The organism is Streptomyces lydicus (genome assembly GCF_004125265.1).
Taxonomy (GTDB): Bacteria; Actinomycetota; Actinomycetes; order Streptomycetales; family Streptomycetaceae; genus Streptomyces; species Streptomyces lydicus_C.
The window spans coordinates 1,373,820-1,388,612 of sequence record NZ_RDTE01000003.1 but is presented as its reverse complement, the minus strand read 5'-3'; the positions used below and the strand labels follow the sequence as shown (position 1 = coordinate 1,388,612).

At 72.3% G+C, this 14,793-nt stretch carries 15 protein-coding genes; 9 read left to right on the top strand and 6 right to left on the bottom strand.

What is annotated here, in order from left to right:
• Positions 1-8: 8 nt before the first annotated feature.
• A complete protein-coding gene (locus D9V36_RS08570; RefSeq protein ID WP_129293227.1) occupies positions 9-1,532 on the top strand; it encodes a CoA transferase in 1,524 nt (507 codons plus the stop codon).
• A 343-nt stretch (positions 1,533-1,875) separates the two neighbouring features.
• On the opposite strand, the gene D9V36_RS08560 is transcribed toward D9V36_RS08570, so the two are convergent.
• Positions 1,876-2,493: a TetR/AcrR family transcriptional regulator gene (locus D9V36_RS08560; protein WP_129293226.1), complete on the bottom strand. Its 618-nt coding sequence runs from the start codon at positions 2,491-2,493 to the stop codon at positions 1,876-1,878.
• A gap of 65 nt (positions 2,494-2,558) precedes the next feature.
• On the opposite strand from D9V36_RS08560, the gene D9V36_RS08555 reads away from it, so the two are divergent.
• The 3 genes from D9V36_RS08555 (at position 2,559) to D9V36_RS08545 (ending at position 5,097) form a co-directional block, all read left to right on the top strand.
• Positions 2,559-3,914 (top strand): alpha/beta hydrolase, encoded by a 1,356-nt coding sequence (locus D9V36_RS08555; RefSeq protein WP_129293225.1) that lies wholly within the window; start codon positions 2,559-2,561, stop codon positions 3,912-3,914.
• A 204-nt stretch (positions 3,915-4,118) separates the two neighbouring features.
• Positions 4,119-4,670 carry a GNAT family N-acetyltransferase gene (locus D9V36_RS08550; protein ID WP_129293224.1) on the top strand — a complete coding sequence of 184 codons (552 nt, stop codon included), beginning with the start codon at positions 4,119-4,121 and terminating at the stop codon, positions 4,668-4,670.
• A 13-nt stretch (positions 4,671-4,683) separates the two neighbouring features.
• Positions 4,684-5,097 carry a glyoxalase superfamily protein gene (locus tag D9V36_RS08545; protein ID WP_129293223.1) on the top strand — a complete coding sequence of 138 codons (414 nt, stop codon included), beginning with the start codon at positions 4,684-4,686 and terminating at the stop codon, positions 5,095-5,097.
• Here D9V36_RS08545 and D9V36_RS08540 read toward each other — a convergent pair.
• Positions 5,078-5,413, bottom strand: coding sequence for a DUF6204 family protein (locus D9V36_RS08540; protein WP_129293222.1), 336 nt, complete (start codon positions 5,411-5,413; stop codon positions 5,078-5,080). The two genes, D9V36_RS08545 and D9V36_RS08540, sit on opposite strands and share 20 nt — an antisense overlap.
• 298 nt (positions 5,414-5,711) lie before the next feature.
• Between D9V36_RS08540 and D9V36_RS08535 the strand changes: the two genes are divergently transcribed.
• Complete coding sequence (locus tag D9V36_RS08535; protein WP_129293221.1) at positions 5,712-7,754, top strand: DUF5107 domain-containing protein; 2,043 nt, start codon at positions 5,712-5,714, stop codon at positions 7,752-7,754.
• Positions 7,755-7,834: 80 nt separating this feature from the next.
• On the opposite strand, the gene D9V36_RS08530 is transcribed toward D9V36_RS08535, so the two are convergent.
• Entirely contained in the window at positions 7,835-9,163 is a 1,329-nt protein-coding gene (locus tag D9V36_RS08530) for an aldehyde dehydrogenase family protein (RefSeq protein ID WP_129293220.1), read from the bottom strand.
• Positions 9,164-9,225: 62 nt separating this feature from the next.
• Between D9V36_RS08530 and D9V36_RS08525 the strand changes: the two genes are divergently transcribed.
• On the top strand, positions 9,226-9,882 hold the full coding sequence (locus D9V36_RS08525; RefSeq protein ID WP_129293219.1) for a TetR/AcrR family transcriptional regulator: 657 nt from the start codon (positions 9,226-9,228) through the stop codon (positions 9,880-9,882).
• A 124-nt stretch (positions 9,883-10,006) separates the two neighbouring features.
• Positions 10,007-10,930 carry an NADP-dependent oxidoreductase gene (locus D9V36_RS08520; protein WP_129293218.1) on the top strand — a complete coding sequence of 308 codons (924 nt, stop codon included), beginning with the start codon at positions 10,007-10,009 and terminating at the stop codon, positions 10,928-10,930.
• Between the two features lie 115 nt (positions 10,931-11,045).
• Here D9V36_RS08520 and D9V36_RS08515 read toward each other — a convergent pair whose 3' ends face one another.
• Positions 11,046-11,897 (bottom strand): alpha/beta fold hydrolase, encoded by an 852-nt coding sequence (locus D9V36_RS08515; RefSeq protein ID WP_129293217.1) that lies wholly within the window; start codon positions 11,895-11,897, stop codon positions 11,046-11,048.
• Between the two features lie 187 nt (positions 11,898-12,084).
• On the opposite strand from D9V36_RS08515, the gene D9V36_RS08510 reads away from it, so the two are divergent.
• Together D9V36_RS08510 and D9V36_RS08505 are read left to right on the top strand one after the other, a co-directional pair.
• Positions 12,085-12,621: a PadR family transcriptional regulator gene (locus D9V36_RS08510; protein ID WP_129293216.1), complete on the top strand. Its 537-nt coding sequence runs from the start codon at positions 12,085-12,087 to the stop codon at positions 12,619-12,621.
• Complete coding sequence (locus D9V36_RS08505; protein WP_129293215.1) at positions 12,618-13,280, top strand: LysE family translocator; 663 nt, start codon at positions 12,618-12,620, stop codon at positions 13,278-13,280. Before D9V36_RS08510 ends, D9V36_RS08505 begins: the two co-directional genes overlap by 4 nt.
• A gap of 46 nt (positions 13,281-13,326) precedes the next feature.
• Here D9V36_RS08505 and D9V36_RS08500 read toward each other — a convergent pair whose 3' ends face one another.
• Complete coding sequence (locus D9V36_RS08500) at positions 13,327-13,686, bottom strand: VOC family protein (protein ID WP_129293214.1); 360 nt, start codon at positions 13,684-13,686, stop codon at positions 13,327-13,329.
• 142 nt (positions 13,687-13,828) lie between these two features.
• Complete coding sequence (locus D9V36_RS08495) at positions 13,829-14,644, bottom strand: class I SAM-dependent methyltransferase (protein WP_129293213.1); 816 nt, start codon at positions 14,642-14,644, stop codon at positions 13,829-13,831.
• Positions 14,645-14,793 lie beyond the last annotated feature (149 nt).

The following is a 14,793-nucleotide window of genomic DNA, read 5'->3' as shown; positions in this document are numbered from 1 at the left end:
TGCCGCCCATGGGGCGAGGACACGAGGGTGCGCGGCAGCGGGGTACGGATCCGGCCTGGGCGGCTTTGGGCGGCGACCCGGCCCTGACGGAACGGATCACGTACGGCGGTCCCCCCGGTCTGCTGCCGGCCCGGCTGCCGGTCATGTCGCTGGCCCGGTCCACGGTCGCGGTCTGCGCGCTGGCAGGGGCCGAACTGGCAGCCCGGCGCAACGGCGGTCCGGTGCCCGTCGTACGGGTCGACGACGGCGCGGTGGCCACCGCCTTCCTCAGCGAACGCCATCTGCGGGTCGACGGCCGCGCCTGCTCGTCCTTCGCGCCGCTCTCCCGCTTCTGGCGCACCGCGGACGGCTGGGTACGCACCCACGCCAACTACCCGCACCACCGCGCCCGGTTGCTCCGCGCGCTGGAGCTCCCCGAGACCGCCGGGGGAGCGGACGTCGAGGCCGAACTGTCCGGCCGCCGGGCCGAGGAGATCGAGGAGACGGTCTGTGCCGCGGGCGGGCTGGCGGTGGCCCTCCGCACTCCCGAGGAATGGCGCGCCCACCCGCAGGGCACCGCCGTGGCCGCTCACCCGCTGCTGACCCTCGCCCCCCTCGGCGACGCACCGGCCCGTGCGCTGCCCTCGCTCGCCGGCTCCCCGGCGCTCCCGGCCGCCGGGCTGCGGGTGCTCGATCTGACCCGGGTGATCGCCGGGCCGGTCGCCACCCGCACGCTGGCCCTGCTCGGCGCGGAGGTCCTGCGGATCGACGCCCCGCAACTGCCGGAGAGTCAGGACGCCCACAGCGACACCGGCTTCGGCAAACGGTCCACCGCACTCGACCTCGGTTCACCCGCCGGCCGCGCCTCCTTCGAGGAACTGCTCTCCCGCGCGGACGTGGTGGTGACCGGCTACCGCCCCGGCGCACTCGACCGCTTCGGCCTCACCCCCGAGGCGCTGACCGCGCGCCGCCCGGGGCTGGTGGTGGCCCGGCTCTCCGCCTGGGGCGACGACGGGCCGTGGGGCGGCCGGCGCGGCTTCGACAGCCTGGTGCAGGTGGCCACCGGGATCGCCGCCGTCGAGGCGGACGCGGGCTCGGCGTCCACGGACGCGAAAGAGAGCGGAGGCGGAGCGCAGCGCAGTGGCGCCCCCGGCGCACTCCCCGCCCAGGCGCTCGACCACGGAACCGGCTACCTGCTGGCCGCGGCCGTGCTCCGCGCACTGACCGAACAGTCCCGCACCGGCGGCTCGTTCCTCGCCACCCTCGCCCTGGCCCGCACCGCGCGGTGGCTGACGCACGACCTGGCGGACGGCGCCGAGCCGCACCCCGGACCCGGGACCGCCGGGCTCGGGACCGCCGGACCCGGGACCCTCGAACCACATCCAGAGGCGCCCATCACCGGCGACCACGACCCCGCGCACCACCTCCGCGAAACCGACAGCCCCCTCGGCCGGCTCCGCCACGCCCTCCCACCCGTCTCCTTCGACGGCTCCCCGGCCACCTGGGCGACCCCGCCCGGCCGTTGCGGCATGGATGCGCCGGTGTGGCAGTAGGGACGGGAGGGTGCGGAGGCGGGGGCAACGAGGTGTCGACCGGACTGCCGAGCGACGCGCCGGGCCACGGCGCATCCCCCAGTCGGTCCAGTCGGCAGATGTTGCGCATCCGAACGAGCAAGGAGCGCAGCACAGTTGGACGAGGTCTCGCGTGATGCCCGATCGATTCGCCTGCCGCGGTGGGGGCATGTGGCCGCGAACCCGGCGTGGTGCCGTGGCTTGTCTTCGATGAGGAGGGGCAGGCTGTCGAGCCGGTACGCCGGCACCTGATCGATTTCGTCGCCCGGTACAACCGGCCCGGCAGCGTCCGGAGCCACGCATTCGACCTGCGGCCTTGATGCTGTCAAGGAGCGAGTTCGGCCTGGCGAAGGCTGCGGAACACCGCCGGGGTCGCCCATCCGCGCAACGTGGCGTGAATCGTCGGCCGGAATACGGCCTCGGCGGTGGCGGCATCGAGGGCCCCGGCCAGTTCGAGAGTCACGAGCCCGTGCAGGGTGGCCCAGACCGACAGGGCGATCGACGTTGCTTCGCCGACCAGGATGGACGCCGCCAACGCGCGATCGATCGCCGCGAGGAGCGGGCGGATCGGGTCACTGGCACCGGCCTCCCCCGACGGATCGAAGGACTGCACACCACCGAACAGCACGGTGTACAGATGACTGTGTCCGCGCCCCCAACGACGGTACGCGACGGCCAGCGCGTAGAGGTCGGTGAGAGGGTCCGCGGAGGTCTGCAGCGCCGACAGTTCCTGGAACAGGCCGGCGACGGCTCTGTCGCGCACCGCACCGACCAGCCGGTCCTTACCGCCGAACAAGGAGTACACCGCCGTCGTCGACGTCTCGGCGGCAGCGGCCACGGCGCGGACCGTGACCGACTCCCGCGGACGGGTGGCGAGCATCTCGGTCGCGCACTCCACAAGCCGCTCTTTGACGGCCTCGTCATTTGTTCTCGGCCTACCCACGACCAGCATCCTACCCGCTCTGATAACGTCGTTTTGAAACAGCGTTCTGAAACTGGAGGTCCGCCGTGCCCACGTTCGCCATACGCCTCGTCCGCTTCACCGGACGCTTACTGCCGGCCCTGGCCGCCGTCGCGACGCCGGTCGTCGTCTTTCTCGCACTGATCGCCCTCACAGACGGGGCGGGCTCGGGGCTTGCCGCATGGTTGACGACCCTTGGGGCCGGGGCTGTCCTCGCCATGTGGCGGGGCCGGCGCCGCACTTGGCCGGCGCGGCTCGTGCCGTTCCTGCCAGTGGTTGTCGCGGCGGCGCTGACGGCGGCGGTCTGCATCCCGACCGTGCCGCAGGACCGGCGGTACCCGCCCGCCCTGCCATTCGTGACGACGCAGCACTGGAGCCTGACCACAGGCAGCCGGGTCGCGGTGTATCACTACCCGCCGGCGAACCCCGGCACCAGACATCCCATCCCGTTCGTGTACCTCAACGGCGGACCGGTCCGTGGCATCTCGGTGCACGACCACCGGTTCCTGCAACTCCTGGCACGCCAGGGCTACGACGTCTACACCTACGAACAGGCCGGTGGCGGACGAAGCGACCTGCTCCCCATGGGCCAGTACACGATCTCCAGGTCGGTCCGCGACCTCGCCGCCTTCATCGACCGCCTGAACAAGGGCAAGGACCGCCTCAACAACGGCAAGGTCGACATGCTCGGATTCTCCTCAGGCGGGGTCGTGCTCACCCGAGCCCTGGCCGACCCGGGCGTCGCCGCACGCTTGCACCGGGCGATCATCGCCGAGCCCGGCCCCATGGACGGCCCCACCGCACACATCACCGGGCACAAGGGCCGAAAATCCGCACAGGGCCTCGCGCCGGCCATGACCGGACCGCGATCGACGCACGTCCCCCGGTACGCCGTGGCGTTCGGTCTCATGCGACTTGGACTCCTCACCCCCGGCACCGGACTGATCGGACAGGCCGAAGGTGACAACGCTTTCACCGCCGCAGACCTCGGCAGCGACACCGCATCGGCATACTGCGCGCGCGACGCGCACCGCATCCCGGCCGAGAACACCACACAGAACTTCTCCTTCAGCCCCGCCGCCAGCCTTCGCGTGGAGCAGACGGTCAAAGACTCGCCCTCCATCGCACCGCTGCTGAGGCGGTCCCGGACCCCCGCGATGCTGATGATCGCCGAGTGCTCCTCCCAGATCCGTCAATGGGAGACCGGCATCCTTGCCCATGACCCCGCCATCCAGCGCACGCAGTACATGCCCGGAGTCGGACACCACATGTGGAACGGCCTGGACGACAACAACGACCGAGCCGCCGCCGTCATCACTGCGTTCCTTCAGGACAGGCCGGCCCCCCTGCCGAACTACCCGACTCGCGATGAGATCCCTACCTTCCTGCGCGAGCACAAATGACGACGTTGCAGCCCGTCACCGGCAACAGCGGGCGGAACCCTCGGCCGTCCGGGCCCTGCGCCAGGTACGGCCCAAGACGACCTCTTGGTCCGGGGCAGGCCGGAGGCCAGGTGCCGGTGTGACCTCGGGCGGGCCCCTCGCCCCCCGCGGCGGCACCACCGCAAATTGCCGGCCCGCCGCCCTCCTCCTCCGTACGATCCTCCGGTGACGACCAACGACCGCTACCTCGCACACGGCCCGCGGGTGGGCATCCGGCACTTCACCGCCGCCGACCGGGACGAGTTCACCGCGCTGGCCCGGCAGAGCGCGGAACTGCACCGCCCCTGGCTCTTCCCGCCGGCCGAGGACGCCGCCTACGACGCCTATCTGCTCCGGCTCCAGGAGCCTGCGCGCGAGGGCTTCTTGATCTGCGAGCTCGCCGACGGGCGGATCGCCGGCTATCTGACGGTCAACAACATCGTGCACGGTGCCTTCCGCTGCGGGGCGATCGGCTACGGCGCCTTCGCGCACGCCGCCGGACGGGGGCTGATGAGCGAGGGCCTGCGGCTCGTCCTGCACCACGCCTTCGGGGAGATGGGGCTGCACCGGCTGGAGGTCAACGTCCAGCCCGCCAATGAGCGGTCGATCGCCCTGGTCGAGCGGGCCGGATTCCGGCTGGAGGGGTTCTCCCCGGACTTCCTCTTCATCGACGGCGCCTGGCGCGACCACGAGCGCTGGGCGATCACCGCCGAGATGGTCGCCGGGGAAACCGTGTGATTCCCTGTCCGGCATGGACATCGTCTTCCGGCGCACCGTGCCGGTCTTCCGGATCTTCGACGTGGCCAAGGCCCATGAGTTCTACGTCGACTACGTCGGCTGCGGCATCGACTGGGAGCACCGCTTCGAGCCCGGTATGCCGCTCTACACCCAGGTCTCGCGCGGTGACCTCGTGCTGCATCTGTCGGAGCACCACGGCGATGCGACACCGGGCTCCACGCTCTACACGGAACTCAGCGGGGTCCACGCGCTCCATGCCGAGCTGGCCGGCAAGCGCTATCCGTATCTGCGGCCCGGTCTGGAACAGGACGAGACCGGAACCTCGCTCACCCTGACCGACCCCTTCGGGAACCGGCTGCGCTTCACCGAGCCGGGCACCGGCGCGCAGCCGTCCGACGAGGCCTGTGCTAGCGGGACTTGCGGTTGATTTTCATCGTGTCCATGTCCGTGGCCGTGGAGCGCAGTTCCCGATAGCCCAGCCCCGCGGCCTTCAGCGCCCGCTCCGCCTTGTCCTCGGCGAGCACGGCGGCCATCTCCTCGCCGTCCGCCGCGTCCGAGACGATGACGAAGCGGTAGCTGAAGGAGTGCAGCGCGCTGTCGTACGCCAGCGAGCCCTCGGGCGTGAACTGCAGCTGCGCCAGGCCGTGGTCGGCCACCTCGGCGAGCAGGTGCGCACGGGACTCGGCCGTGAGGCCGTCCCATTTGCCGCGGACGATGACTCGGTAGGTGTGCTGCGTCGCCATGAGTACGGACTTCCGTTCTGTTGTGCAGGGGCTGCTGTGTGTGGGTGAGTCGAAGTGACAGGCTATTTCTGCGGAAGTTTTGGGGCCTTCCCTTTTTTTCGGTGCGTTTGTGTGCCGATCCCGGTACGGGCCGGACCGTGCCGCGGCACTCCTCGCCGTCCCCCGTGAGGTCCTCTTTGCTCAACCCTGACTTCCCCGGGCCGCAAGAAGCCCTGTGCAGAGGGGCGATCACGCGGTTCCATGGTCAACAGGAGGCCGCCACAGCCGGGGTGGCCCGGTCCAGCATTGCGAGGCAGCCGTGGCCACGAGAGTGCGACGCACCACCCTGACCCTCCCCGCGGCCCCCCTCGGCCCCGACAACCCCCTCCCCACGCTGCGCGGCGGCCAGGACCCGCACCGCATCGAGACCCGGGACGCCCACCTGCCCGCCGACATGGCACGGCAGATCGGCGGTGCGCCGCTGCGTTCGATCCTGCCGACGCGGATGCGGGACGGCTACGGCCGCACCCGCCGACCCACCGGCCTCGACGCGCTGGTCATCGAGAACGACCGACTGCGCGCCACCGTCCTGCCCGGCCTCGGCGGCCGGGTGTACTCCCTGCACCACAAGCCCACCGGTCGTGAACTGCTGTACCGCAACCCGGTGTGGCAGCCCGCGGCCTTCGCCCTCAACGGCGCCTGGTTCTCCGGCGGCATCGAATGGAACATCGGGGCCACCGGCCACACCACCCTCTCCTGTGCACCGCTGCACGCCGCCCGTGTCCCGGCCCCGGACGGCGGGGAGATGCTGCGGCTGTGGGAGTGGGAACGGCTGCGCGACCTGCCCTTCCAGGTGGACCTCTGGCTGCCCGGCGGCTCCGACTTCCTCCATGTGGGCGTCCGGATCCGCAACCCGCACCACCACACGGTCCCCGTCTACTGGTGGTCCAACACCGCCGTCCCCGAAGGCGAGCGCACCCGTGTCCTGGCCCCCGCCGAGGAAGCCTGGCACTTCGGCTACGAACGGTGCCTGCGCCGCGTCCCGGTCCCCGGCTTCGACGGCACCGACCGGACGTACCCGCTGCGCAGCGAGTTCCCCGCCGACTACTTCTACGAGGTGCCCGACGGTGCCCGCCGCTGGATCGCCTCCCTCGACGCCGACGGCCGAGGCCTGGCGCAGACCTCCACCGACACCCTGCGCGGCCGCAAGCTCTTCCTGTGGGGCGCCGGCCGGGCCGGGCGGCGCTGGCAACAGTGGCTCACCGAGCCGGGCACCGGTGGCTACGCCGAGATCCAGGCAGGCCTGGCCCGAACACAACTGGAGCAGGTACCGCTCGACGCCGGTGCGGAGTTCGCCTGGCTGGAGGCCTACGGGCCGCTGGACGCCGACGCCGCGACCGTACACGGGACGGACTGGGGCGCGGCCCGCCACGAGGTCGCGGCGCGGCTGGAAGCCGCCCTGCCGCGCGCGGAGGTCGACGCCGCGTACGCCGCCTGGCTGCCCTACGCCGACCAGGAACCCAAGGAGCCGCTGGCCACCGGCTCAGGCTGGGGCGCACTGGAGGCCGCCCGCGCGGGTCTGGACCTGCCGGGTACGCCGTTCGACGCGGCCGCGCTGGGCGCGGAGCAGGAGCCCTGGCTGACGCTGCTGCGAACCGGGGACCTGCCGGCCGGTCGCCCGGTGCCCGGACCGGCGCTGGTCGGGCCGGCCTGGCGCGATCTGCTGGAGTGTGCCCCCTCGGGCGCGGGCACCGACTATCACCTGGGGCTCGCCCAGTGGCATGCCGGTGACCGCGCCCAGGCCGTCCGCAGCTGGGAGCGGGCGCTCGGCCACGGCGCCGGCGCCCTGCCGCTGTACTGCCTGGCCGTCGCCGAAGCGGAGGCGGGCGAGAACGGGCGCGCCGCCGACCGCTATCTGCAGGCCTGCGACGAAGCGGTACGGGCGGCGGCGGAGCCGGGGGCGGCCGCGCGGGACTGGCGGCCGGTGTGCTCGGCCCTCGTCCGGGAGGCGGTGCCCGTGTTGCTCGCGGCCGGCCGTACCGACGAGGCGGCGCGGCTGCTGGCCGACCTGCCGCAGCCCGATCCGGCCGACGGCCGCTTCCGGCTGCTGACCGCACAGGTGCTGCTCGCCCAGGGGCGGCCGGCCGCCGCCCGGGAGATCTTCGACGCCGGCTTCGAGATCGCCACGCTCCGGGAGGGTGAGGAGGAGCCGGCCGCTACCTGGTACGCCATCGCCGAGCGGCTGGTCGCGGGCGGCGGACCGGTCACCGAACAGGTCCGCGCCGAGGCCCGTTCCCGGCATCCGCTCCCGGAGCGGTACGAGTACCGGATGCGGCCGGTGCAGGACGGGCCGTCGGTGTAGGCCGGTCGTCGGTGTGCGCCCGGCGGGCGGCGGGTGGCGGGTGGCGCCACCGCTTACCCGCCGCCACCGCGCAACCGCCGTCACCCCAGCGGCTTGTCCAGCACCGCCTTGCTGTGGCTGAAGGTGTCGAGGGAGTACTCGCCGTGGTAGCGCCCCATCCCGCTCTCGCCGACCCCGCCGAACGGCAGGTCGGGCGCGGTGAGATGGGCGACCGGCAGCCCGAAGGTGAGCGCGCCCGAGGAGGTCTCGGTCAGCAGCCGCTGCTTGGTGGCGTCGGACGCGGTGAACGCGTAGAGCGCCAGCGGCTTGTCGCGCCCGTTGATGAACGCGATCGCCGCGTCCAGGTCGGGCACCGGCACGATCGGCAGGACCGGGCCGAAGATCTCCTCCCGCATCACCGGTGCGTCGGGGGCGACATCGGCGAGGACGGTGGGCGCCATATAGCGCGTGGCGCGGTCGTGTGTACCGCCGAGGACCGTGCGGCCGCTGTCGAGAAGGGCGGTCAGCCGGTCGAAGTGCCGCTGGTTGACGATCCGTCCGTACTCCTCGGCGCCGGCCGGATCGGCGCCGTAGGCCTCGTGCACCGCCTCGGCGAGGTGCGGCTCGATGGCGCGTGCGGTGTCGCCGATCGCCAGGACGTAATCGGGCGCCACACAGGTCTGGCCGGCGTTGAGGAACTTGCCGGTCACGAGCCGGCGGGCCGCGGCGGCCAGATCCGTACCCGGGTCGAGGACGACCGGGCTCTTGCCGCCCAACTCCAGGGTGACCGGCGTCAGATGCCGCGCCGCGGCCGTCATCACGATCCGGCCGACGGCGCCGTTGCCGGTGTAGAAGATGTGGTCGAAGCGCTCGGCCAGCAGGGCGGTGGTCTCCGGTACCGCGCCCTCGACGACGGTCACCGCGTCGGAGTCCAGGTGGCGCGGCAGCAGCCGGGCCAGGGCGGCCGAGGTCGCGGGGGCGAGTTCGCTCGGCTTGACGACGGCGCAGTTGCCCGCGGCCAGCGCGCCGACGAGCGGGGCGAGCGCCAGTTGCAGGGGATAGTTCCAGGGCGCGATCACCAGAACGACGCCGAGCGGTTCGCGGACCACCCGGGCGGTCGCCGGGAGCAGCCGGTCGGGCAGCTCGGCGGGCCGGGGCGCCAGCCAGTCGTCGAGGTGGGCCAGGGTGTGGTCGATCTCGTGGAGGGTGAAGCCGATCTCGGTGCGGTAGGCCTCTTCGGGGCCCTTGCCGAGGTCGGCGGCGAGCGCGGCGAGCAGCTCGTCGCTGTGATCGGTGAGCAGGGTACGCAGCGCGGCGAGCTGGCCGCGCCGCCATTCCGTGGCGGCGGTACGGCGGGTGGCGAAGGTGCGGCGGAGGCGGCCGACGACAGCGGCGGCGTCCAGGTCGGTGGAGGGGGACTGCGATGCCATGACCGCGAGGCTACATGAAACGAAAACATTTCGTTTCGTAATGCTGCCGGTAGACTCCCGTTGTGACCGAACGCACCGAGAGCAGCCGGCCCGCATCCGCAGAGCGGCAGCCGTCCCGCGGCCGGCCGCGGGACGCCGGACGCGACCGGGCATTGCTGGAGGCCACCGTCGCGGTCCTCCAGGAAAGCGGCTACGGCCGCCTGACCACCGCGGCGGTCGCCAAACGGGCCGGGGTGTCCACCGCGACCCTCTACCGCCGCTGGCGCTCCAAGGAGGATCTGGTCGTGGGCACCGCCGTCCGCTGGGCGAGCGACCTCGGCCCCCAGCCGGACACCGGCAGCCTCGAAGGCGATCTGACCGCCCTGCTCAAGGACAAGGCCGAGACCCTGGAAGGCCCCGGCGGCCGGCTGCTGCACGTCCTGATCGGCGAGGCCGCGCACAACGAGGCGCTGGCCCGCGTCCTGGACACCGCGATCATCCAGCCGGTCCGCGACCGGGCCGCCGACGTGGTGCGCCGCGCGGTCGCCCGCGGCGACATCCCGCCGCTCCCGGACACGCATGTGCTGGCCGACCTGGTCGTCGGCTCGATGGTCAGCCGTCTCTTCCTGACCCCCTGCGCGGCACACCCCGGCACCGCGGACGGCCCTTCGTCCGGCGAGGCCGCGACCAGGGAACTCCTCCCGTTCCTGCTCCGCGCCGTGGGAGCGCCGCCCGGCTGAACCAGGCCTCGGGCCGAGGGCCCGTCACCGCCGCCGCCCCCGGTTGTCGCATGCCGCATACGCCCGATTCGGTGACCTTCCGTGACCCTGGAATGATCCCCGGCCGTCACGCGTTGTGACGGTCATGAAGGCAATTATCGCAAAGAGCTACGGCGGGCCCGAGGTCCTCGAATACACCGACCGCCCCGATCCGAAGGTGGGCCCGGACTCCTTCCTGATCCGGGTCAAGGCGGCCGGGGTCAACCCGGTGGACTGGAAGATCGTCGCCGGCTATCTGGACCCGATGATGGACGGGCACTTCCCGCTCACTCCCGGGTGGGACGTGGCGGGCGTGGTCGAGGCGGTGGGCGCGGACGCCACGGAGTACGCGGTGGGCGACGAGGTCATCGGCTATGTACGCAAGGACGAGGTGCAGCACGGCACCTACGCCGAGTTGGTCGCCGCGCCGGTCAGGACGCTGGCGCGCAAGCCCGCCTCGCTCAGCTGGCAGCAGGCCGCCGGGCTTCCGCTCGCCGGGCTGACGGCCTACCAGTCGCTCAAGCGGGTCGGTGTGCGGGCGGGCGAGACGGTCCTGGTGCATGCCGCCGCGGGGGGTGTCGGCTCGCTCGCCGTCCAGGTCGCGGTGGCACAGGGCGCCCGGGTCATCGGCACGGCGAGCGAACGCAACCACGACTTCCTGCGCTCCCTGGGCGCCGAGCCGGTCATCTACGGTGACGGTCTCGCCGACCGGGTGCGGGCCCTGGCGCCCGAGGGCGTCGACGCGGCCGTGGACTTCGTCGGCGGTAGCGTCGTGGAGGTCTCGCAGGAACTCCTCAAGGACCGCAGCCGGGTGGCGTCGATCGCCGACGGCGAGGTGAAGAACAAGGGCGGCCACATGGTGTGGGTGCGCCCGGACACCGCCGATCTCACCGCGCTCGGCGCACTCGCGGATGCCGGGAAGCTGAGCGTGCCGGTCGAGGCGATCCTCCCGCTGTCCGAGGCCGCCGAGGCGTTCCGGCGGAGCATGGCCGGGCGGGCCCGCGGCAAGATCGTCCTGGAGGTGTCCTGACCACGGCCGGTGCGCACCCGCCGACAGGTGCAGCAAAGCCGCCGCCCCGGGACGGAGGCGGCGGCCCGTATAGCTGTGATGACGGCACCTCAGGCCGTGACCGAAGGGGCGCGGTTCAGTCGCTGTCCCCTCCGACGGCAAAACGGCGGGCCTCGCGCCGGCCTGCGTAGCGTTCCGACGGGGCCGTGCGGTCGAGGAATTCCCTTACCGTCGCGCCCAGTTCCGCCTGGTGGGTGAGGTAGAAGTCGTGATGCCCGTCGATCGTCACGACTTCTGTGCCGGGCCGGCGACGGACCATCTCCTCGGCGTGCCGGTGCGGCACGAGCGCACTGCGTCCGCCCCGCACCACCATCAGCGGCTGCTCGACGGCGGTGAAGTCGGCCCACCAGTCGCCCCGGACGGCGGCCTTGGCGGCCTGCACTTCCTCCGCCCGCCACAGGAACCGCCAGCCCTCCGGATCCTCCACCGCGCTCTCGGTGAAGTGCCGGGGCTCGTCCACGAACGCGAGGGCGTCCTGCATCGCCCGCATGCTCGGGAAGTGCGTCGGCAGCGCGAGTAGCTGATCGTCGCCGAGCGGTGCGCGGTACTCCGCCGGAAAGTCCACCACGACCACGGCCGAGGTCAACTCCGGCCGTCGTGCGGCCAGTTGGTAGGCAGTGATGCCGCCGAGCGAGTGTCCGACGATCGCAACGGGGCCGAGTCCGAGGTGTTCGACGAGCGCCGCCGCGTCGCCGATATAGGCATCCCGCCCGTGGTCAGCGGGGTGGTCGGAGAGTCCGTGGCCGCGCTGGTCGAGCGCGATGAGCCGGTATCCGGGGCCGAGGTGGCCGGCGAGCCCGAGCAGGGAGCGGCCGCGTCCATAGGCGCCGTGCAGTGCGAGGACGGGACGGCCGGTGCCGCCGAGGTCGAGGTAGGCGAGCCGTATGCCGTCCGGGGTGCGGAAGTGCTGCGTGGTTGCCGTCGTCATGGCGTTGACCCTAACAGAGCTATGCCTCTATTAGAGTTATCTCGATTAGAGGTGTTCGTCTCTGGTCGTCGAGGCATCTCCATCTCGTCTCGGTCTCCGCCCGCTATGCCTCTACTAGAGGCATAGCCCCTGGCGCGGCTACTCTGGACGGCCACGACGACCGCGAAGCCCGCACCCCGGAGGCCCGGTGCTCACCCTCTGCATCCTCGGATTCCTCGACGAGGAGCCCCTGCACGCCTACGATCTGCGCGCCCGCATCTCCGGCCTCAGCGGTCATGTGCGCCCCGTCAGCGACGGCGCTCTCTACCCCGCCATCAAGCGTCTGGAGGCCGCCGGGCACCTCACCCGTCACACCGAACCCGGTGAACGCGCCACACCCCGCCAGGTCCTCACCCTCACCGCATCCGGCCGAGCCGAATTCCTGCGCCGGCTGCGCGAACCCGCCGACCTCGAAATCACCGACCGCAACTCCTTCTTCATCCTGCTGGCCTTCCTCGGCCGGCTGCCCGACCCGGCCGACCAGGCCCGCGTACTGCGCCGCCGCCTCGCCTTCATGGACCAGCCCGGCAGCTACTTCTACGAGGAAGGCCGCCCGCTGCGGGCCGGCGACATGACCGACCGCTTCCGGCGCGGCATGCTCCAACTCGCCCACGCCACCAGCAAGGCCGACCGCGCCTGGCTGGAGCGCACCGTCGGAGAGCTGGCAGGTGACCTCTCGTCATGACGAGTGCGGTAGTGGGCTTTGCGCTGTTCACCCTGGTGATGACGATGACTCCCGGCCCCGACACCCTGCTGGTGCTGCGCAACTGTGTGCGGGGCGGGCGGCGTACGGGAGCGGCCACGGCCGTCGGCGCCGCGCTCGGCTCGCTCGCCTGGGCGGTCGCCGCGGCGATCGGGCTCGCGGCGGCACTGCAGCGGTGGGATGCGGCGTTCACCGTCGTACGGCTGGCCGGTGCGGCCTATCTGGTGCTGCTGGGCGGGCAGGCGCTGTGGGCCCAGCGGCGGCCGGGCGCGCCCGCCGAGTCCCGGGACGCGCCCCCTGCGGCGGAGGCACCGGACCGTTCCGCCGCCCGCCCGGGGCCGGTCCGCGCCTTCCGGCAGGGGCTGTTGAGCTGCCTGCTCAACCCCAAGGTCGGCATCTTCTTCGTGGCCGTGGTGCCACAGTTCCTGCCCGACGGGCACTCGGTCCTCGGGGCGACGCTGTTCCTGGGGGTGATCGACGCCGTCATCGCGGCGGGCTGGCTGCTGCTGGTCGTCGTCTGCGCCGGCCGGCTCCTGGAGCGGCTGCGGCGTCCCCGCGTGCACCGCAACCTGGAGCGCGCGGCGGGCGGTGTGCTCGTCGCGCTCGGGGTGGGGACGGCGGCGGAGACGGCCGTGGGGTAGAGGGGGCGGGGGCCTTGTGCCCCCGCGCACCCCCAGGTGCCGGCCTCTAAGCCTCGGCCCCCTGCTTCCGGTCGACGTACTCGAAGATCGAACCGTCCGGGTGGCGGGCGACCAGATTGCGGCCGATCGGTGTCGGCAGCGGGCCCGCGACGATGTCCGCGCCGACGGCCGTCAGATCGGCCACCGCGTCGTCCACATCCTTGACGGCGATGGTCGCTGTGATCTTCCGCAGTACCGACAACTCCGCTTCGGGGCCGCTCATCAGGAAGAAGCATCCGACGGCCGCGACCGCCACCCCGCCGCGCTGGAAGCGGACCGCTTCGGCGCCGGTCAGCCGTTCGTAGACGCCGATCGCCGCATCGAGATCGCCGACGCACACCCGCAATGAGGTCCCCAGAATGTCCATACGGGCAACCCTAGTTGGGTGGCCCGCTGGTACGCGATCACTTGGTCATCATCGACCGCTCTCCGTGGGGTCTTGTGGCAAGGGGTGCGTCGGACGACGGGGCCTGACGCACCAGGCCCCCGGTCCCCGGCCCTCCCGTTCGTCAGACGCGGCAAAGGATCTCGCCGTGCAGGATCCCGAACCAGCCGTCCTCCTCGGCGCCCCACGACCGCCAGGCCTCAGCGATCCGGTCCAGCTGCTGCCTCGTGGCGTGCCCGCCGTCCACCGCGATCCGCGCGTAGGAGGAGCCGACCGTACGCTCCGCCCACAGCTCGCTCCACCAGGAGCGCTCCTGCGGGGTGTGGTAACACCAGGTGCCGGCGGTGGCGGTGATTGCTTCCGGGGCGAAGCCGGCCTGCCGCGCCCAGGCGTGCAGCCGGCGTCCGGCGTCCGGTTCGCCTCCGTTGGCGCGGGCCACCCGCAGATACAGCCGCAGCCAGTCGTCCATCCCGTCGACCTCCGGGTACCAGGTCATGGCCGAGTAGTCCGAATCCCGGACGGCGACGATCCCGCCGGGCTTGGTCACCCGGCGCATCTCGCGCAGCGCCTGGACGGGGTCGCCCACGTGCTGCAGCACCTGATGGCCGTGCACCACACAGAAGGTGTCATCGGGGTAGTCCAGTGCGTGGACATCGCCGACCGCGAAGCGGACATTCGTCAGGCCCCGGTCGGCGGCCGTGGCGCGTGCCTGCCGCAGTACGTCCGGTGCGTGCTCCAGGCCGGTGACCTGTCCGTCCGGTACCAGGGTCGCCAGGTCGGCAGTGATGGTGCCGGGGCCGCAGCCGACGTCCAGGATCTGCATGTGCGGCTGCAGTGAGTCCCGGAGGTATCCGGCCGAGTTGTCGACGGTGCGCCAGGTGTGGGAGCGCAGTACGGACTCGTGGTGGCCGTGGGTGTAGACGGCGGATTCCTGCGGCATGACCGACTCCTTCGCGTGCGGGGGAGCGGTGGCCCGGGGTGCGCACGGCGTCCCGGCCACCGCCTGGCGGCCGCACGGACCCCGCGCGGCCGCTCTGCGGCGTGGTGATCGCACCGTACGCCGAAATCTCGCATCATGAGAGTGGGGTC